This is a genomic window from Micromonospora sp. NPDC047465, from assembly GCF_040643125.1.
Taxonomy (GTDB): Bacteria; Actinomycetota; Actinomycetes; order Mycobacteriales; family Micromonosporaceae; genus Micromonospora.
Map to the genome: position 1 here is coordinate 1 of NZ_JBEYTP010000003.1, position 16,734 is coordinate 16,734.

Annotated in this window: 18 protein-coding genes and 1 tRNA gene; 10 read left to right on the forward strand and 9 right to left on the reverse strand. The window is 75.4% G+C overall.

Annotated features, from left to right (window positions below; all coding sequences use genetic code 11):
* Nucleotides 1-93: 93 nt before the first annotated feature.
* Together ABZ793_RS03975 and ABZ793_RS03980 are read right to left on the reverse strand one after the other, a co-directional pair.
* Nucleotides 94-2,313 (reverse strand): ATP-binding domain-containing protein, encoded by a 2,220-nt coding sequence (locus ABZ793_RS03975; RefSeq protein WP_357452305.1) that lies wholly within the window; start codon nucleotides 2,311-2,313, stop codon nucleotides 94-96.
* Nucleotides 2,314-2,591: 278 nt separating this feature from the next.
* The gene (locus ABZ793_RS03980; protein WP_357451522.1) at nucleotides 2,592-3,707 is read right to left on the reverse strand and encodes a sigma-E factor regulatory protein RseB domain-containing protein; all 1,116 of its coding nucleotides are present in this window, start codon (nucleotides 3,705-3,707) and stop codon (nucleotides 2,592-2,594) included.
* Between the two features lie 95 nt (nucleotides 3,708-3,802).
* Between ABZ793_RS03980 and ABZ793_RS03985 the strand changes: the two genes are divergently transcribed.
* Together ABZ793_RS03985 and ABZ793_RS03990 are read left to right on the forward strand one after the other, a co-directional pair.
* Nucleotides 3,803-4,459 carry a response regulator transcription factor gene (locus ABZ793_RS03985; protein ID WP_357451525.1) on the forward strand — a complete coding sequence of 219 codons (657 nt, stop codon included), beginning with the start codon at nucleotides 3,803-3,805 and terminating at the stop codon, nucleotides 4,457-4,459.
* A gap of 119 nt (nucleotides 4,460-4,578) precedes the next feature.
* Nucleotides 4,579-6,033, forward strand: coding sequence for an ATP-binding protein (locus tag ABZ793_RS03990; RefSeq protein WP_357451528.1), 1,455 nt, complete (start codon nucleotides 4,579-4,581; stop codon nucleotides 6,031-6,033).
* A 90-nt stretch (nucleotides 6,034-6,123) separates the two neighbouring features.
* On the opposite strand, the gene ABZ793_RS03995 is transcribed toward ABZ793_RS03990, so the two are convergent.
* Both ABZ793_RS03995 and ABZ793_RS04000 read right to left on the reverse strand, forming a co-directional pair.
* Nucleotides 6,124-7,686 carry a tetratricopeptide repeat protein gene (locus tag ABZ793_RS03995; RefSeq protein WP_357451531.1) on the reverse strand — a complete coding sequence of 521 codons (1,563 nt, stop codon included), beginning with the start codon at nucleotides 7,684-7,686 and terminating at the stop codon, nucleotides 6,124-6,126.
* Between the two features lie 57 nt (nucleotides 7,687-7,743).
* Nucleotides 7,744-8,205, reverse strand: coding sequence for a MarR family transcriptional regulator (locus ABZ793_RS04000; RefSeq protein ID WP_357451533.1), 462 nt, complete (start codon nucleotides 8,203-8,205; stop codon nucleotides 7,744-7,746).
* 50 nt (nucleotides 8,206-8,255) lie between these two features.
* Between ABZ793_RS04000 and ABZ793_RS04005 the strand changes: the two genes are divergently transcribed.
* Both ABZ793_RS04005 and ABZ793_RS04010 read left to right on the forward strand, forming a co-directional pair.
* Complete coding sequence (locus ABZ793_RS04005; protein WP_350706671.1) at nucleotides 8,256-8,777, forward strand: VOC family protein; 522 nt, start codon at nucleotides 8,256-8,258, stop codon at nucleotides 8,775-8,777.
* 167 nt (nucleotides 8,778-8,944) lie between these two features.
* Nucleotides 8,945-9,841, forward strand: a complete 897-nt coding sequence (locus ABZ793_RS04010; RefSeq protein ID WP_357451537.1) for a hypothetical protein — start codon at nucleotides 8,945-8,947, stop codon at nucleotides 9,839-9,841.
* Nucleotides 9,842-10,015: 174 nt separating this feature from the next.
* Here the strand turns inward: ABZ793_RS04010 and ABZ793_RS04015 are convergent, their stop codons facing one another.
* Entirely contained in the window at nucleotides 10,016-10,195 is a 180-nt protein-coding gene (locus tag ABZ793_RS04015) for a DUF4236 domain-containing protein (RefSeq protein ID WP_357451539.1), read from the reverse strand.
* 168 nt (nucleotides 10,196-10,363) lie between these two features.
* On the opposite strand from ABZ793_RS04015, the gene ABZ793_RS04020 reads away from it, so the two are divergent.
* From ABZ793_RS04020 to ABZ793_RS04030, 3 genes are all read left to right on the forward strand, one after another.
* Nucleotides 10,364-10,519, forward strand: coding sequence for a putative leader peptide (locus ABZ793_RS04020; RefSeq protein ID WP_357451542.1), 156 nt, complete (start codon nucleotides 10,364-10,366; stop codon nucleotides 10,517-10,519).
* A gap of 213 nt (nucleotides 10,520-10,732) precedes the next feature.
* On the forward strand, nucleotides 10,733-11,554 hold the full coding sequence (locus ABZ793_RS04025; RefSeq protein WP_357451545.1) for an ABC transporter ATP-binding protein: 822 nt from the start codon (nucleotides 10,733-10,735) through the stop codon (nucleotides 11,552-11,554).
* Complete coding sequence (locus ABZ793_RS04030) at nucleotides 11,551-12,114, forward strand: flavin reductase family protein (protein WP_357451548.1); 564 nt, start codon at nucleotides 11,551-11,553, stop codon at nucleotides 12,112-12,114. Before ABZ793_RS04025 ends, ABZ793_RS04030 begins: the two co-directional genes overlap by 4 nt.
* Nucleotides 12,115-12,261: 147 nt before the next feature.
* Here the strand turns inward: ABZ793_RS04030 and ABZ793_RS04035 are convergent, their stop codons facing one another.
* From ABZ793_RS04035 to ABZ793_RS04045, 3 genes are read right to left on the reverse strand one after another with little or no spacing between them, the layout of a single operon-like run.
* Nucleotides 12,262-12,774, reverse strand: a complete 513-nt coding sequence (locus tag ABZ793_RS04035) for a GNAT family N-acetyltransferase (protein WP_357451551.1) — start codon at nucleotides 12,772-12,774, stop codon at nucleotides 12,262-12,264.
* Nucleotides 12,774-13,229 carry an Rrf2 family transcriptional regulator gene (locus ABZ793_RS04040; RefSeq protein WP_357451554.1) on the reverse strand — a complete coding sequence of 152 codons (456 nt, stop codon included), beginning with the start codon at nucleotides 13,227-13,229 and terminating at the stop codon, nucleotides 12,774-12,776. The genes ABZ793_RS04035 and ABZ793_RS04040 overlap by 1 nt, the downstream gene beginning before the upstream one ends.
* A gap of 7 nt (nucleotides 13,230-13,236) precedes the next feature.
* Nucleotides 13,237-14,139, reverse strand: coding sequence for an AraC family transcriptional regulator (locus ABZ793_RS04045; RefSeq protein WP_357451557.1), 903 nt, complete (start codon nucleotides 14,137-14,139; stop codon nucleotides 13,237-13,239).
* Between the two features lie 194 nt (nucleotides 14,140-14,333).
* Between ABZ793_RS04045 and ABZ793_RS04050 the strand changes: the two genes are divergently transcribed.
* The gene (locus ABZ793_RS04050) at nucleotides 14,334-15,110 is read left to right on the forward strand and encodes an SDR family oxidoreductase (protein ID WP_357451560.1); all 777 of its coding nucleotides are present in this window, start codon (nucleotides 14,334-14,336) and stop codon (nucleotides 15,108-15,110) included.
* Between the two features lie 104 nt (nucleotides 15,111-15,214).
* Here ABZ793_RS04050 and ABZ793_RS04055 read toward each other — a convergent pair whose 3' ends face one another.
* Nucleotides 15,215-15,646, reverse strand: a complete 432-nt coding sequence (locus tag ABZ793_RS04055; RefSeq protein ID WP_007457244.1) for an SsgA family sporulation/cell division regulator — start codon at nucleotides 15,644-15,646, stop codon at nucleotides 15,215-15,217.
* 304 nt (nucleotides 15,647-15,950) lie between these two features.
* Here ABZ793_RS04055 and ABZ793_RS04060 point away from each other — a divergent pair, with 304 nt between their 5' ends.
* Together ABZ793_RS04060 and ABZ793_RS04065 are read left to right on the forward strand one after the other, a co-directional pair.
* Entirely contained in the window at nucleotides 15,951-16,496 is a 546-nt protein-coding gene (locus ABZ793_RS04060; RefSeq protein ID WP_357452308.1) for a TIGR02611 family protein, read from the forward strand.
* 127 nt (nucleotides 16,497-16,623) lie between these two features.
* Nucleotides 16,624-16,695, forward strand: a tRNA-Val gene (locus ABZ793_RS04065).
* Nucleotides 16,696-16,734 lie beyond the last annotated feature (39 nt).

A 16,734-nucleotide genomic window follows, 5' to 3' on the forward strand; every position in this document is an offset into this window, starting at 1 on the left:
CCCGCCGTGCCCGGCGCAGGGATCAAGCCTGACCGCCCGGAGCCGGGCACGGCGGGCCACACCCCACCACCACGACGACACGCCCCGCAAGGATCAGGCCGGGCGGAGGATGCCGAGGCGTTGGGTGGCGCGGGTGAGGGCGACGTAGAGGTCGCTGCGGCCCCGTGGTGACTCGGCCACGATGCGGTCGGGGTCGACCAGCAGGACGGAGTCGAATTCGAGGCCCTTGGCCTGGGCGACGGTGAGCACCACCACCCGGCTCTCCAGCTCGGGGTGCTCGCCCACGGCCGCCTCTGGCAGGGCGGTGGTGACCGCGCCGCCCAGCTCGTCGACCCGGCCGGCCGGCACGATCACCCCGAGCCGGCCGTCGTCGAGGCCGGCCGCCTCCCGAGTCGTCGCGTCGACCACCTCCGCCGCCAGCCGCTCCGGCGCCACCGCGCGGTCCCAGGGCGGCACCCCGCTGGAGCGTACGGAGCGGGGCGGGCGCAGCGCCGGGTCGATCTCGGCGAGCACGTCGGCGGCGACGGCCATGATCTCGGCCGGGGTGCGGTAGCTGACGGTCAGCTCCTCCAGCCGCCAGCGCTGCGCCACGTACGGCTCCAGCGCGTCGGCCCAGGACGGCGTGCCGGCCAGCGCGCCGGTCTGCGCCACGTCGCCGACGATCGTCATCGAGCGGCTCGGGCAGCGGCGCATCAACAGCCGCCACGCCATCGGCGACAGCTCCTGCGCCTCGTCGACGATCACATGCCCGAACGCCCAGCTCCGGTCGGCCGCGGCCCGCTGGGCGGTGGTCAGCCGTTCCGCCTCCTCCTGCCGCTCCAGCAGGCGGTCGGCGTCGATCAGGTCGGTCACGCCGAGGATCTCGCCGCCGTCGGCCTCGTCCTCCACGTCGATCGACCGGGAGCCGCGGGCGATCTCCAGTACGCCCTCGGCGTACTCCCGCTGCATGGCCCGGATCCGTTCGCGGCGCGCGGCGGCGGCCCGCTCGTCCTCGCCGAGCAGCTCGGCCGCCTCGTCCAGCAGCGGCACGTCGGCCGGCGTCCAGCCGCCCGCCTCGCGGTGCAGCAGGGCGCGCTCGGCGTCGGTGAGCACGGGCGCGGCGGCGGCGATCCGCTCGGTGTCGGCGTACAGGTCGGCGAGCAGGCGCTGCGGGGTGAGCACCGGCCAGAGCTGGTCCAGGGCGGCCCGCACCTCGGGCTCCTCGCGCAGCTCGCGGCGGATCTCGGCGACGTCGGCCTCCTCCAGCAGGTTCTCCCCGCCCAGCGGGTCCGCGCCGATCCGCTCGGCGACCTGGGCCGCGAGCGCGTGGACGATCTCGACGTCGAAGAGGGCCCGGGCCAGGTTGTGCGGGCGGCCGGAGCGACGGGCCCGGTCCCGGGCGGCGCGGACGGTCTCCGGGTCGAGCCGGAGCACCTCCTGCTGCGGCAGCTCGATCTCCAGCGGCTCGTCGGGCACCCACTGCCGGTCCCGCACGGCGGCGGCCAGCACGTCGGCCATCACCGCCCGGCCTTTCAGCGCGGCGGTCTCGGCGGGCTCGGTGCGTCGGGCGCTGACGCCGGGGAACAGGTCGCCCTGCGTCCGCAGCAGCACGCCCGTCTCGGCCAGCGCCGGCAGCACCTGCGAGATGTAGCGCAGGAACGTGGCGTTCGGGCCGACCAGCAGCACGCCCCGGGTGGAGAGCTGCTGCCGGTGGGTGTAGAGCAGGTACGCCGCGCGGTGCAGCGCCACCGCCGTCTTGCCGGTGCCCGGGCCGCCCTGCACCACCAGGACGCCCGGCAGGTCGGCGCGGATGATGCGGTCCTGCTCGGCCTGGATGGTCTCCACGATGTCGCGCATCCGGCCGGTCCGGCCGGCGTTGAGCGCGGCGAGCAGCGACGCCTCGCCGGTCAGTTCCTCGTGCGCGGTGGGGGAGGCGGTGGCGAGGTCCAGCACCTCGTCGTTGAGCGCCGTCACCTTGCGCTCCCGCGTGCGCAGGTGCCGGCGGCGGCGCACCCCCTGCGGGTTCGCGGCGGTGGCGAGGTAGAAGGCGCGGGCCGCCGGGGCGCGCCAGTCCATCAGCAGCGGGTCGTAGTCGCCGCTGGTGTCGAAGATGCCGATCCGGCCGATGTAGTGGGGGCCGCCCTCGTCGGTGTCGAGGCGGCCGAAGCAGAGGCCGTTCTCCACCGCGGCGAACTGCTCGACCTGATCGGCGTACATCCGCACCGCGCTGTCGCGCTGGGAACGGGCCTGAAGGGTGCCGCCGGTTGCCCGCAGCTCCTCGGTCAGCCGGCGGGACGCCTGCTCACGCAGCCCGTCCAGCCGCCGGTAGAGCATCGAGACGTATTCCTGTTCGCGGCCGATCTCGTCGTCGGACTGCAATTCAGCGGAATCGGCGGAATGCCTTGACAAGCCGTCTCCCAATTGGTTAGTATCTCTCTCGGAACGGCTTTTGAGGGCCGTTCCTTTTTGTTGTGCCAACGGAGAAAGATACCGCGCCCCGGCCGCCCAGACCAAGCGCCGCCCGGACCAAGCGCGCCGGGCCACGTCACGGGCCGCCCCATGGACGAGTCGGGGGCCCGCCGCGTGGCGGACCCCCGATCGCTCGACTTTGCTCAGCCCTTCGCCACCTCGTAGAGCCGCTCCGGGGTCACCGCCCCGGCGATCACCCGGCCGTCGTCGGTGAGCAGCACGCTGAACAGCTTCCCGGTGAGCAGCCGCCCGCTGCCCCAGTCGCCGCTGACCGCGGGCAGCGCGCCGAGCAGCGCCGCCGCCTCGCCGGCCGGCTCGCGGTCGGCACCCGCCGCGGGGGCCTTGCCCGGGCCGCCGGGCGCGCCGGCGCCGTCGAGCCGCGCGACCACCACCGTGCCCCAGCCCTCGCCGACCGTACGCACGTCCGGCCGCTTGCCGTCGCCCGCCCGGTCCTTGCGCGTGGTGGCCGGGTGTTCCCCGACCGTCTCCTCGGTCACCTTCACCCCCGGCGGCGGGTTGAAGGTGAACTGGTCGGCGTCCGGCCGGGCGTACGACACCTCGGTGAAGGCCATCTCGAAGGCCGGCTTGTCGCTGCCGTCGGCGAAGACCTCGAAGCGCAGCGGCACGTGCTCGCGCGCGTCGATGGCGATGCGCACCTGGTGCACCAGCGAGGCGGCGTCGCGCGGCGCGAGCACCAGCTCGTACGCGTCCCGCCCGGCGACCGTGGCGGACCGGCCGACGCTCACCTCGGTGCTCGGGTCGATCGCGGCGAGGGCCCGGTCGGCCGCGTCCTGCGGCGTGGCCGGCAGCTCCGGGGCGGCGGCCTCGCCCTCGCCCGCCGGCAGGGTGCGGTGGGTGGCGGCGTTGGCCCGGCTGTCCCAGGTCCACACGTCCCGACCGTTGCGGATGACGTCCCGCTCGCCGAGGGTGTCCAGCAGGGCGATCCGCTGCCGGTCCGGGCCGGAGTGCCAGACGCGCAGCGTGTGCGTGCCGGTCAGCAGACCGGTCAGGTTGTCGCCGCCGACCAGCCCGGCCAGCGGCGGCAGGCCCAGGTCGGCGCGCTGCACGACCGTGCCGGAGAGCCCCTCCAGCCGGGAGGTCTGCAGGTCGACCAGGAGTTGGGCGGCGGTGCGCGGCGGCAGGCTCGGCTCGGCCTGGGCGGCGAACGTGCCGAGTGCGGCGCCGCCGCCGATGACGGTCACGACGGCGGTCGCCGGGACCAGCCACCGCAGGACGGGACGGCTCTTCAGGACGGACATGTGACACCTCCTGATGACATCCTGCCCGTTCGACCCTGTGAGGGTGCTGAGGACGACGGTACGGCCACCCGCGCGGGGGTGGCACCCTTGACTGCGTGCGGGTGCTGGTGGTGGAGGACGAGTCCCGGCTGGCGTCCGCCCTGCAACGGGGGCTGCAGGCCGAGGGGTTCGCGGTGGACGTGGCGGCGACCGGCCCGGCGGGGCTCGACGCGGCGCGGCACGGCGGCTACGACGCGATGATCCTCGACGTGATGCTGCCCGGCCTCTCCGGCTACGAGGTGGTCCGCCGGCTGCGCGCCGAGGAGCACTGGCTGCCGGTCCTCATGCTCTCGGCCAAGGACGGCGAGTACGACCAGGCCGACGGGCTGGACTGCGGTGCCGACGACTACCTCACCAAACCCTTCTCGTACGTCGTGCTGCTGGCCCGGCTGCGGGCCCTGCTGCGCCGCGGCGCGCCCGAACGCCCCACGGTGCTCGCGGTCGGCGACCTGCGGCTCGACCCGGCCCGGCGGCGGGTGACCCGGGCCGACGCCGAGGTCGCGCTGACCGCCCGCGAGTTCGCGCTGCTGGACTACCTGATGCGCCGCCCCGGCGAGGTGGTCTCCAAGATCGAGCTGCTGGACCACGTCTGGGACGCCAGCGACGAGACCGCGCCCAACGCCGTCGAGGTCTACGTCGGCTACCTGCGGCGCAAGATCGGCCGTGAACGGCTGGAGACGGTCCGGGGCGCCGGCTACCGGCTCGCCACGTGACGGGCGAAGGAAGGGCCCCTTCCTATCGCCTCCGGTACGGGAGGCGTCCCTTCCCCGCACTCCGGCTGCGGGGGCTGGGGCGGCGGCTGCGTGCCGCGCTCGGGCTGCGGGGGCGGCTGATGGTGGTCGGGGTCCTCGGCGTCTCGCTGGGGCTGGCCGTCGGCGGGCTGGTCCTGCTCGGCGTACTCGGCTGGTCGCTGCAACGCGCCGTCGACACCGAGGCGTTCCGGACCGCCGACGCCGTGGCGCTGTTGGCCGCCGAGGACGCCCTGCCCGACCCCCTGCCGGTGGCCGGGGGGCAGGTCCGGGTGCAGGTGGTCGACGCGCAGGGACGGGTGCGGGCCGCCTCGATCGGCGCCGACCGGCTCGTGCCGATGGTCCCGCCCGACCGGATCGACGCCGGCGCGCGGCAGCGGCTGACGGTGTCGGGGGAGCGGATCGACCTGGCCGGGCCGGTCCGGGTGGTGGCCGTGCCGGCCGGCACCGCCGCCGACCCGCTCACCGTCCTGGTGGCCCGCTCGCTGGCGGACGCGCGGCACAGCGGGCACGTCGTGCGGACCATCCTGCTGGTGAGCTTCCCGCTGCTGGTGGCCGTGCTCGCCGCCGTCGCCTGGCGGGTGGTCGGGGCCACCCTGCGCCCGGTGGAGACGCTGCGCCGGGGCGCCGAGGAGATCACCGGGCGCAACGGGGGCGGGCGGCTGCCCGTACCGGCCTCGCAGGACGAGATCCACCGGCTGGCGGTCACCCTCAACGGGATGCTGGGCCGGCTGGAGTCGGCCCGGGACCGGCAACGGGCCTTCGTCGCCGACGCCGCCCACGAGCTGCGCAGCCCACTGGCCAACATCCGTACGGAGCTGGAGGTGGCCCGGCGGCTGGCCGACCGGACGGACTGGACGGCCGTGTCGGCGAACTTGCTCGCCGACACCGAGCGTCTCGGCCGGCTCGTCGACGACCTGCTGCTGCTGGCCCGCCTCGACGAGCGCCCGCCGGCGCGGGCCACCGGGCCGGTCGACCTGGGCGCGCTGCTCGCGTCGGTGGCCGGCCGGTACCCGTCCCCGCCGGTGCGCCTCGACGCGCCGGCGGCGCCGTTGTGGACCGAGGGCGACCCCGACGAGCTGCGCCGGGTCCTGGCCAACCTGGTCGACAACGCGGTGCGGCACGCCCGGGGCGAGGTGGTGCTCGCGGCCCGTCCGGCCGGCCCCGGGGACGCCCCGGCCCGGTCCAGCTCCGCCCCGGACGGCGGCGGGCGGTCCGTCGACGGCGGGAGCGGCGGAGCCCGGTCCACCGGCGCGGGGGCCGGCGCGGCGGCGTACCACCTGGTGACGGTGACCGACGACGGGCCGGGGATCCCGGCCGCGGACCGGGAGCGGGTGTTCGGCCGGTTCACCCGGCTCGACGACGCGCGGGCGCGCGACGACGGGGGCGCCGGGCTCGGCCTGGCCATCGTGCGCGAGCTGGTCCGCCGGGCCGGCGGCCGGATCGAGCTGACCGACGCCCGTCCCGCCGGCGACGGCGGCCCGGGGCTGCGGGTATGCCTGCTGCTGCCGGCCCTGACCGACCCGGAGCGGCCCTGAGAGGACGCCCGTCGCCCCCGCGCCGTGCCGACGGCAGCTCCAGGGACGCGGCCAGGGTGAACGGGCCGCCCGCCTGGATCCTGCCGACCGTCAGCGGCGGCGGGTGCAGACCTCCTGCGCCCGCGCGATCGTGTCGGTGGACCACACGACGGCGACCGTGAAGCAGTAGTCGGTGCTGCGGTTCAGCCCGTAGACGACGAAGTCGGTGGTGCCGGCGGGCAGGTTGGCGAACGCCGTCTGGGCCTGGCCGACCCGGCCGCCCGAGATGACCACCGGGCCCTCGCCGCCGGCGGGGTACGTCCAGCGCAGCGCGACGTTGTCGCGGTTGTCGCGCAGGGTGACGGCGCCCGGCGGGGTGCCGGGGGAGGCGGCCGTCCCTGCCGTCGGGCCGGCGGCGGGCGGGGTGACCGTGCCGGCCGTGGGCGAGGCGGGCGCGCCGGTCGCGGCCGGGGGCGCCGGGTCGTCGTCGCCGTCCATCCCCGCCACCCCGGCGATCACGGCCGCCGTGCCGAGCAGCACCACCGCGACGCCGCCCACGACGAGGGGCAGCAGCCGGGTGTCCCGCCGGGCCGGCGCGCGGTGCACGGGCACCGGCAGCAGCCGCGACGACTCGTACGGCTGGTACGGCTCCTCGGGCGCGCCGTGCGGGCGGACCCGGTGCACCCCGTCGGCCTCCTCGGCGCCGCCGGCCAGCGGCACGACCGACGGCGGCACGGCGCTGTCGGCGGGCCGGTCCCCGGCGTCGGGCTCCGGCGGCCACCAGCCCCGCGCCGGGTCCTCCGCCGGCTGCCGGGGATTCGGCACCGGGTGTGGCTGCCCGGCGGCCGGGTCGTCCGGGTCCGGCTCGGCGGGACGGTAGCCCGCCTGCGAGGGGTGGTACGCCGTCGGCGCGTCGCCGGGGGGCGGGGTGCGCGCGGACGGCACTATCGGGCCGTCCGGGCCGACGGGCGCGGTGTCGGCGCAGACATGGTCCGGGCTGGCGGCCGCCCGGGCGAGCGTCGCCACCTGCGCCGCCAGCGGATCGTCGGCCGGAAGGTGCTGCCGGCAGAGCTCCCGGGCCAACGCCAGGTTGTCGTGCGCCTCGGCGAACTGCCCGCAGTCGCGCTGCATCGCCCCGAGCCGCGCCAGCATCTTGATGCCGCTGGGGTGCCCGTCGCCGTAGACCTCGCGGTGCAGCTCCCAGGCGTCCTGGAGCCGGTCGCGGGCCACCTGGCACTGGCCGCGCGCGTACTCCACCGTCGCGAGGTCGGCGTGGGCGGCGAGCACCCGCAGCGACTCCGGGCCGTCCAGCGCGGTCAGCTCGATGATCACTTCCTGGTAGAGCCGGGCGGCGCGGGACCAGCTCCCTACCCGGTGCAGCACCGCCGCCAGGGTGGCCGCGGCGGCCACGGTGCGCTGGTCGGATCGCCCGTGCAGCCTGTTCGTGGCCGCGTACGCGAAGGCGGCCCAGCCCCGGGCGGAGTGCGGTTCGCCGAGGGCGACCAGCACGCGGGCCTGGAGGCTGGCGGCCTCGGCCAGCTCGGGCGTGGCGTTGGCCGGGCGCGGATCGGCGTCGGTCAGCGCGTCGGCGAGCAGCCGCTGGGCGCCGGCGAGGTCGCCGGTGGACACCAGGTGGTGCGCCTGGTCAGTCAGTTCCCCGAAGCCGGAAGGCACGCCCCATCGTGCTCACCCGACGACGGTAAGTACAAGACCCGGGCCGGAGTGGATTGGTCAGGATCCGGTCAGGTGGTCGACGAGCGCCTCGCTGATCCGGCGCAACTGGTCCACCTGGGCGGGGCTCAGCGCGTCGAACAGGTGCCGGCGTACCCCCTCGACGTGGCCGGGCGCGGCGGTGGCGAGGGTCGCGAAGCCCTCGTCGGTGAGGACGGCGATCTGGCCGCGCCGGTCGGAGGGGCACTCCTCGCGGCGGACCCAGCCGGCCGCCTCCAGCCGGGCCACGGCGTGCGAGAGCCGGCTGCGGGAGGAGCCGCTCGCCTCGGCGAGTTCGCTCATCCGCAGCCGCCGCTCCGGCGCCTCGGAGAGGCGGACCAGGATCTCGTAGTAGGCGTGCGGCATCCCGGCGTCGTGTTGCAGCTCGCGGTCGAGCGTCTCCATCAGCGCGCGAGAGGCGGTCAGGAACGCACGCCAGGTGCGCTGCTCGTCCGGGTCCAGCCAGCGGGTCATGACACCCATCATACGCGCAGTAGTTGAAGGTTCAATCAAATCGCGCTAGCGTCGGCGACATGGGAATCCACCGCCTCAACCACGCCGTGCTCTACGTCAGTGACCTCGCCCGCAGCGTCGCCTTCTACCGCGACGTGCTGGGCTTCCGGCAGATCCCGATGACCCCGGACGGGTTCCGGGGCGCCGCCTTCCTCCAGGCCCCCGGCTCCACCAACGACCACGACCTCGGCCTGTTCGAGGTCGGCCAGGGCGCGCGCCGCTCCGCCGCCGGCCGCGGCACCGTCGGGCTCTACCACCTGGCCTGGGAGGTCGACACCCTCGACGAGCTGGCCGTCACCGCCGAGCGGCTCGCGGCGGCCGGCGCCCTCGTGGGCACCTCCGACCACGGCACCACCAAGAGCCTCTACGGGCAGGACCCGGACGGCCTGGAGTTCGAGGTCGTCTGGCTGGTGCCCGCCGACCGGCTCGACGACGCCGCCCTGGCCGCCCGCAAGCGGATCGGTCGGCTCGACCTGGCCGCCGAGCGGCGGCGCTACGGCGGCCAGACCCGCGGCGGGGTGGGCGTCTCCGTCCCGGCCTGAGCCGGCCGTCCCGGCGGATCCCCTGCCCGGCCGGCCCCCGGGCGAGCCGCCCTCGGGCCCGGGCGTCGAACCGCCCGGCCCGGGGAGCGGCGTCCGGCCGGCCGGGGGAGCGGCGTCTGGCCGGGGGAGCGGCGTCCGGCCCGGGCCGTGTGCGGTAGAACGGCAGCATGCCGACCGACGCCGTCCTGCGCGAGCTGCTCGTCCGACACCTGGAGACCTGGCTGCCGGGGGCGCTGCACCGCGCCCGCCGGGTCACCGTCGCCCTGGCGTACGACGACGGCGACGCCGACTCCGCCGAGGCCGCCCTGCGGGTGGTCGCCGAGTACGCCGACCGGCTGCGGGGCCGCCAGCTCACCGTGCTCGTCCTCGCCGCCGGCACCGAGGAGCTGCCGGCCCGGCTGGGCGCGGTGGAGGCGGACCTGCCGGCCGAGGCCACCGTGCACCTGGTGCCCGGCGGGACCGCCCGGCTGCCGGTGGCGCTCAAGGCGGCCGGCGCGACCGGCGGGCCCCTGCTGTCGTACGTGGACGGGCCCGTCGACCCGGCCGTGCTGACCGCCGTGGCGGGCGGCAGGCCGGCCGAGGTGCTGCTCGCCACCGCGCCCGGCGCACCCGCCCGGGGCGCCCTCGCCGACGCCGGCTTCCCGCTGGCGACCGAGGTGGAGCTGGTGCCCGCCGACGGCGGGCCCGCGCGGCTGCTCGCCTTCGCGACCGGCTCGGACAAGAGCCTGGAGGCGTTCAAGGAGGCGCTCTGGGCGGTCGACGAGTTCGCCGGGGTCCGCTACCGCGACCCGGCCGACCCGGCCGGCCGGCTGCTCGACATCGCGCTGGCCCCCGAGCCCGGGCCGCTGCGCCGGGAACTGCTGGCCGAGCTGGCCCGCTCCGGCCCGCGTACGGTCACCGAGCTGCGCCGGTACGCCCTGACCGCGACCGTCTACCGCTCGGCCGACGCCGTCCGGGCGCTGACCGGGCTGCTCGGGGCGGGGGAGGTCACCCGCGACCCGGAGCACGGCCGGCTCGGCGGCGACGTGGTCGTCACCGGCCCGGACGCGCGGTCGACTCCCTGACCGCGTCGACGGGTTCGCGGCCGGCCCGTTCCACGCCGAACCCTCCGCGCCGGCGCCACACCTGCACGCCGGCGCCACCCTTCCGCGGACGGCGCCGCTCCTCGGGCGGTGGCGGCCCGAACGTCGGGCGGGGTGCCGGTGGAGACCACCGGCACCCCGCGCGACCCCGGGACGTCACGCCCGGGACTTGTCCTGCTTCCAGGACAGCGGGCCCGGCAGGTCGACCCGGTGCGCCCTGGCCCGGGAGTTCCAGGACCAGCGGCCGATCTTGATGCTCCAGGACGAGAAGCCGTTCTCGGTGAAGTTCAGGATGAGCGGGCCGTACTTCTTGCGCTTGCGGAACATCAGACCCATCGCGGGGCTCCCTTCGATTCCCTTCCCTGCCCTGATGGAACCGAACATGCCCGGAGCGCCGATTTCCGAAACCCGTCCCGGTCTGTGGTGGACGGTGCCCGCAGCGCCGGCAATCCCTATCCATCAGATAGGTGTTACGGGTCGGTGAACCCTGGTGCGGATGGGGGGATGACGAACGCGGCGACCCCGATCTCATCTTCTGGAAGGACGTTGACCGGCCGGTACGCCCGCCGGCACCATGAGGTCATGTCGCAGCGGGACGAGCTTCTCCTCACCGCCCGCGTGCACGTCGACCTGGTCCGGCACGCGAGCGCGCTCTGTTGAGCTGACCGGCACCACCCCTGCCCGGCTCCGTCGCCGCACCTTCGCCCGCCCGCCCGTCCGCTCGACGCGGAGCGGCCGTGGCCTCCCTGCCCCTCGTCGGGCTTCCTCCACCGCACCGTGGACAGATCAGGAGACTCCCATGGACTCACCCCGTCGTACCCGTCCGCGTGCCCTCGCCGCGGCCCCCGTCACCGCCGTGGGCCGTGTGGCGGCATGAGCACCGACAAGATCTTCTTCGACCGGGTGACGAAGACCTTCCCGGCCCGCGCCGGCCGGCGTGCGTCCCCCGGTGCGGTCACCGCCCTGGACGAGGTCACCCTCGGCGTACGCCCCGGCGAGTTCCTCGTCGTCGTCGGGCCCGGCGGCTGCGGCAAGTCCACCCTGCTCGACCTGCTCGGCGGGCTGTCCCGGCCCACCGGCGGGCAGGTGCTGGTCGACGGCCGGCCGGTCACCGGGCCCGGCCTGGACCGCGGGATCGTCGTCCCGGAGTACGCGCTGCTGCCCTGGCGCACCGCCGCCGGCAACGTCGCGTTCGGACTGGAGGCCAAGGGCGTGCCCCGGGCCGAACGCGCCGACATGGTCGCGCATCACCTGGGACTGGTGGGGCTCACCGGGTTCGCCGACCGCTACCCGCACGAGCTCTCCGGCGGCATGAAGCAGCGGGTGGCCATCGCCCGCAGCCTCGCGTACGACCCGGACCTCCTGCTGATGGACGAGCCGTTCGCCGCCCTCGACGCGCAGAGCCGCGACTCGTTGCAGGACGAGCTGGTGCGGATCTGGGAGCGCACCGGCAAGACGGTCGTGTTCGTCACGCACGGCATCGACGAGGCGGTCCGCCTCGGCCGGCGGGTCGCGGTGATGACCTCACGGCCGGGCCGGATCACGCAGGTCGTCGACATCGACCTCGGCGACCGCGACGCCGTGCAGGACGTCCGCTCCTCCGACGCCTTCCGCCACCACCGTCACCAGATCCGGACGCTGCTGCGCGACGAGGTGCGCGCGGCGCAGGACGCCCCGGCCCTGGTGCCGGCGTGACCACCGTCGAGCGTCCCCGGGCGGACGACGCCGACCTGCTGCCGGTGGACCGGGACCTGTACCGGGCGCTGCTGCGCCGGCAGGCCGCGACGGTCACGGTGGTCACCGCCGTCGCCCCGGGCACCGTCGAGCCGGCCTGCCTCGGCGGCCTCGGCGAGCCCGTCCGGGTCGGGTTCACCGCCACGTCGTTCACCTCGGTCTCGCTGGACCCGCCGCTGGTCTCGTTCTGCCTCGGCGTCGCCTCGTCGAGCTGGCCGGTGCTCGCCCGGGCCGAGCACGTCGCCGTGCACCTGCTCGGCGCCGGCCAGCGGGAGGCCGCCCGGGTCTTCGCCACCAGCGGGGTGGACCGGTTCGCCGCGTACCCGCACTGGACGCCGGGGCCGTTCGGGGTGCCGCTGCTGACCGGAGTGCTGGCCCGGCTGCTCTGCCGGATCGTGCACCGGCTGCCGGCCGGCGACCACACCCTCTTCGTCGCCGAGCCGCTCGCCCTCGGCGGCGGCGAGGACGGCGACCCGCTGGTCTACCACCGCGGCGGCTACACCGGCGGCGCTTTGGCGTGACGGACCCGGCGGCGTCCGCGCGTGCGGCCGGCGGACGGGTGGCGCCCGCCGCGCCGCCCGGCGGGGAGCCGCTCGCGCCGGACCGGGCCGCCCAGGACCTGCTGTGGGTGGTGACCACCGGCAGACCCGGGAGCCCGCCGGGGTGTCTCAGGCGGGGACGCGGTCGACGGCGAGGACGCGGGTGACGCTGCCGTCGTCCTCGGCGATGTCGCGCTCGTGGACGAAGCCGAGCTTGCCCAGCAGCGCCAGCGAGGCGTGGTTGGCGTCGGCGACCGTCGCGTACACCCGGGGCAGGTCGAGGGTGTCGAATCCGTACCGGACCAGGGCCCGGGCCAGCTCGGTGCCGAGGCCCGCGCCCCAGGCCGGCTTCGCCAGCGCGTAGACGAGCTCGTGGCCGTCGACCTGGTCGGTCCGCTTGATCTCGGCGTGCCCGACGTACCGGCCCTCGCGGCGGACCGCCCAGACGTCGAAGAGGTCGGCCGCGTAGACCTTGGTGAAGACCCGCCCGAACAGGGCGCCGGCCGCCTCGGCCGTCATCGGGCCGTCGCCCATGAACCGGCCCACCTCCGGGTCGGTGAAGAGGGCGACGAATTCCTCGGCGTCGTCGGGCCCGTAGGGCTCCAGCGACAGCCGGTCGGTGTGCAGGGTGGGGGTGGGCATCAGCGCGGCTCCCAGGCGTCGGGCAGGGCGGTCAACCTACGCACGTGGGCGGGCAGCCGGCCACTGATTATCTCCGCGAGGCTCACCTCGTCGACCACCCGTCGCACGGCCGCCCGCACCGCCACCCAGAGCCCGGGCAGGTTCTCCGCCGCGCCCTCGTAGCTGGTCTCCTCCGGGCGCAGGCCGCGGACCCCGGCCAGCGGACCCTCCACCGCGCGCAGCACCGCGCCGACGGTCACCTCCCGCGGCGGCCGGGCCAGCGTGTAGCCGCCCTCCGCACCGCGCTGCGCCCGGACGACGCCGGCCCGCCGCAGGTCGGCCAGCACCGCCTCCAGGAACTTGCGCGGCATGTCCTGCTCCGCCGCGATGGCCTGGGTGGAGAGCAATCTGGGGTACGCGGTGGCGAGGCTCAGCGCCGCCCGTACCGCGTAGTCGCCGCGCGCGGAGATCTGCACCCCGTCATCATGCCCGGCTGAGCCCGCCGACCGCTTCGGCGGGCGGACGGGGCCGGACGACCGGACCGGGCGCCGGCCGCTCACGGGCGGCCCGGAAGGCGCCCGGGCTCATCCCGACCTCGCGGGTGAAGAACCGTCCGAAGTTCGTCGGCTCGGAGAAGCCCAGCCGCCGCCCGATCTGGGCGATCGGCTCGTCGGTGGCGGCCAGCAGTCGGCACGCCTGGAGGGCCACCCGCTCGTCGACCACCTGCTTGGCGCTGCGCCCGGTCACCGCCAGGCAGGCCCGGGTGAGCGTCCGCACCGAGCAGCCCAACCGGTCGGCGTAGTCCTCGACCCGGCGGGTGTGCTGGTAGCCGCGCTCGATCTCCCGGCACAGCCGGTGGAAGGTGGCGGCCTCCGCCCGCGGCGCCGGACGGGAGCCCTCGGGCAGCAGGGACAGCCGGAGCAGCAGCACGGCGAGCTGGTGGCGGAGCAGGCCGCGGGCGGCCGCCAGCCCGTGGTGCCGCTGGCAGTCCACCGCCAGCTGGCTCACCTCGGTGATCACCGCGTCCTCGTCCTCGCCGGCGAGCTGGAGCCAGGCCGGTACGGCGTCCGGGTCGACGTCCAGCCCGCGCAGCGCGTCGGCGTCCCAGCGCACCACCGTGGCGTCGAGGTGCGGGCCGGCGCAGCGCAGCACCTGACCGGCGCGTACCCGCAGCAGCGTGCCGGGCCGGCAGGGCAGCGCGCGGAAGTCCAGCTCGGCGGTGCCGTGTCCGCCGGCGGTCAGGATGAGCAGGTCCCGGTCCAGCAGCACCGGACGCCGCCAACCCGGGCCGGACGCGAGGTCGCCCAGGGTGAGCGTGTCGATCTCGGCTCGGGCGGTGGCAGGGGTGTCGGGCGGCGCGGGGGAGAGCTGACCGGAAGAGACCATCGCCTGCGACGGTAGCCCGGGGCGACGATCATCGCATCCCGAAGACGTCGCGCGGGGGTTGTCCGGGCTGTCGGGGGCGGGCTACGTTACCGAGCGGTAGCGCCGTCCGGTCGCGGCACGCCCGCAGCCGGTCGCACCGGCCGGGCCGACCGCGTTCACCCCGGCGGCCCCGGCCGACTCGCGATGGGATGGGCATGACGGATCTGTTCTCGGTTGACGGCAAGACGGTCCTGGTCACCGGCGGCTCGCGGGGGATCGGCCTGATGATCGCCCAGGGCTTCGTCCGGGCCGGCGCGCACGTGATCATCTCGTCCCGCAAGGCCGACGTGTGCGAGGCCGTGGCCAAGGAACTCTCCGCCGAGGGGCGCTGCGCGGCCATCCCCGCCGACGTCAGCAGCGACGGGGGCGCCGAGGGCCTCGCCGCCGCCGTCCGGGAGCGCGTCGACCGGCTCGACGTGCTGGTCAACAACGCGGGCGCGACCTGGGGCGCGCCGCTGGAGGCGTACCCGGAGAGCGCGTTCGACAAGCTCTGGGCCGTCAACGTCAAGGCCGTCTTCCGGCTCACCACCGCGCTGCTGCCCGCGCTGCGGGCGTCCGCCAGCCCCGACGACCCGGCCCGCGTGATCAACATCGGCTCCGTCGACGGCATCCGGGTGCCGTTCATGGAGGTGTACGCGTACTCGGCGACCAAGGCCGCCGTGCACATGCTCACCCGCAGCCTCGCCCACCAGCTCGCCGGCGAGCAGATCACGGTCAACGCGATCGCGCCGGGGCCGTTCGAGAGCAAGATGATGGCGTTCGCGCTGGACGACCCCGCGTCCCGGGCCGCCATCGAGGGGCAGGTGCCGCTCGGGCGGATCGGCCGGCCGGAGGACATGGCCGGCACCGCGATCTACCTGTCGTCCCGCGCCGGGGCGTACCTCACCGGCGCGGTGATCCCGGTCGACGGCGGCATCACCACGCACGGCTGAGCCCGGCCCTCGGCGGGAGGGCTGCCCGCGTACCCCCTGGCGGGCCGGAGCCGCGCGGACTCGGCAGATCCGCGCGGCCCCGGATGGTCCGTCTTGCCGGTTTCTCAGCGGCCGGCGAGCAGCCGGTTCACCGCGGTGTCGACGTCCAGGTGCTCGGCCTCGCGGCCGCGCGGGACGACGACGTAGGTTCGCCGCAGGAAGCGCACCAGGACGCTACGCGGCACCTCGAAGAGGGCGTTGCCGTCGGGCGACGACAGCGCCAGGGCGACGAAGTCCCCGCGCGGGGTGGCCCAGGGCCAGACCCGCACATCGCCGATGCCGGCCGGCTCGTCGAGGCCGGTGACCAGCAGCTCCCGGGCGAAGGACCAACTGACCGCCTCGCCACCGGCCGATTCGGCGTGGAACAGGACATGGACCGCATACGGATCAGCAGGGTCGTAACGCAGACTGGCACGCACCGGCAAGGCCGTGGCGTCAGGTGCGACGAGCCTTAGCGACGTCTCGACCTCTACGGTCGTCGGTCGGATGACACTCATGGACGATCTCCCCCCGGCACCGCTGCGGAACGCGCGTGTCCCGCTTTTCCCATACTCAGGTGCTACTCCTGGCTACGCTCCGCCATACGCTGACTTCACCCAGTGGTGGGAAGGGGGTCGGAAAGTCCGCGTGAATGTGAGGATTCATGTAGGGTTTTCCGGTTCTGCCCAGTGCGTGATCCCGCCCGGCATCGGGTGGTTCAGTCGTCGACTTACTCCGGTAACGTCCAGTCGACCGTTGCAGTGACGGGCGCGCGCCACACTGGGGGAGGAAATGGTCACGAAACGATCCTCAGTGGATCCGATGGCCGCGCCGGGCGGGCCGAAAGTCGCGGTCCGGGCAGCCGAAAAGCGGGGGTACAGGGTGCCGATGGAGCAGCAGGGCCCGTCAGGTCGGACGCCGGCCGACCGGGGTGGCGCCAACGGAACGGCGCTGGCCGAGCGGCGGCCCCGTCCGCGCTGGCGGCAGCGGCTCGCCACCACCCTCGACCTGATCCGGGCCAACCCGACCGGCCGGGTCGCCCTCAAGATCTTCATTGCCATCGCCGGCGCACTCGTGGTGACCATCGGCATCGCCCTCATCCCGCTGCCCGGGCCGGGCTGGCTGCTGGTGATCGCCGGCCTCGGCATCTGGGCCGTCGAGTTCCACTGGGCTCGCCGGCTGCTCGGCTTCACCCGCCGACACGTCCACAACTGGACGCAGTGGGTGAAGGACCAGTCGCTGGCCGTACGCTTCGTGCTCGGCAGTGTCGGCCTGGTCTTCGTCGGCACGGTGGTCTGGCTGTCGCTGAAGTACAGCTTCGGCATCGACGTGATCGCCGAGGCCCTGCACTACCTCGCGACGAACTGACGTGCCGCGGCGGCGACCCCGACGTGCCGTGGCAGGGGCGTGGTGGGGCGGCGGTCGAGACCCCGGCGACGCGCGGACCCCGGATTTCCGGTCCGGTCCCTCGATCAGGTAGAGTCATCGGCGCTGAGGGCGATTAGCTCAGCGGGAGAGCGCTTCGTTCACACCGAAGAGGTCACTGGTTCGATCCCAGTATCGCCCACGCAGGTCAAAGGCCACTTCCCGGAAACGGGAGGTGGCC

Bases quoted from the DNA above. Each gene is read 5' to 3' on its own strand.
- ABZ793_RS03975 (WP_357452305.1), bottom strand. From the start codon at position 2,313: ATGCTCTACCGGCGGCTGGACGGGCTGCGTGAGCAGGCGTCCCGCCGG.
- ABZ793_RS03980 (WP_357451522.1), bottom strand. From the start codon at position 3,707: ATGTCCGTCCTGAAGAGCCGTCCCGTCCTGCGGTGGCTGGTCCCGGCG.
- ABZ793_RS03990 (WP_357451528.1), top strand. From the start codon at position 4,579: ATGGTGGTCGGGGTCCTCGGCGTCTCGCTGGGGCTGGCCGTCGGCGGG.
- ABZ793_RS04000 (WP_357451533.1), bottom strand. From the start codon at position 8,205: ATGGGTGTCATGACCCGCTGGCTGGACCCGGACGAGCAGCGCACCTGG.
- ABZ793_RS04005 (WP_350706671.1), top strand. From the start codon at position 8,256: ATGGGAATCCACCGCCTCAACCACGCCGTGCTCTACGTCAGTGACCTC.
- ABZ793_RS04010 (WP_357451537.1), top strand. From the start codon at position 8,945: ATGCCGACCGACGCCGTCCTGCGCGAGCTGCTCGTCCGACACCTGGAG.
- ABZ793_RS04015 (WP_357451539.1), bottom strand. From the start codon at position 10,195: ATGGGTCTGATGTTCCGCAAGCGCAAGAAGTACGGCCCGCTCATCCTG.
- ABZ793_RS04020 (WP_357451542.1), top strand. From the start codon at position 10,364: ATGACGAACGCGGCGACCCCGATCTCATCTTCTGGAAGGACGTTGACC.
- ABZ793_RS04025 (WP_357451545.1), top strand. From the start codon at position 10,733: ATGAGCACCGACAAGATCTTCTTCGACCGGGTGACGAAGACCTTCCCG.
- ABZ793_RS04035 (WP_357451551.1), bottom strand. From the start codon at position 12,774: ATGCCCACCCCCACCCTGCACACCGACCGGCTGTCGCTGGAGCCCTAC.
- ABZ793_RS04045 (WP_357451557.1), bottom strand. From the start codon at position 14,139: ATGGTCTCTTCCGGTCAGCTCTCCCCCGCGCCGCCCGACACCCCTGCC.
- ABZ793_RS04050 (WP_357451560.1), top strand. From the start codon at position 14,334: ATGACGGATCTGTTCTCGGTTGACGGCAAGACGGTCCTGGTCACCGGC.
- ABZ793_RS04055 (WP_007457244.1), bottom strand. From the start codon at position 15,646: ATGAGTGTCATCCGACCGACGACCGTAGAGGTCGAGACGTCGCTAAGG.
- ABZ793_RS04060 (WP_357452308.1), top strand. From the start codon at position 15,951: ATGGCCGCGCCGGGCGGGCCGAAAGTCGCGGTCCGGGCAGCCGAAAAG.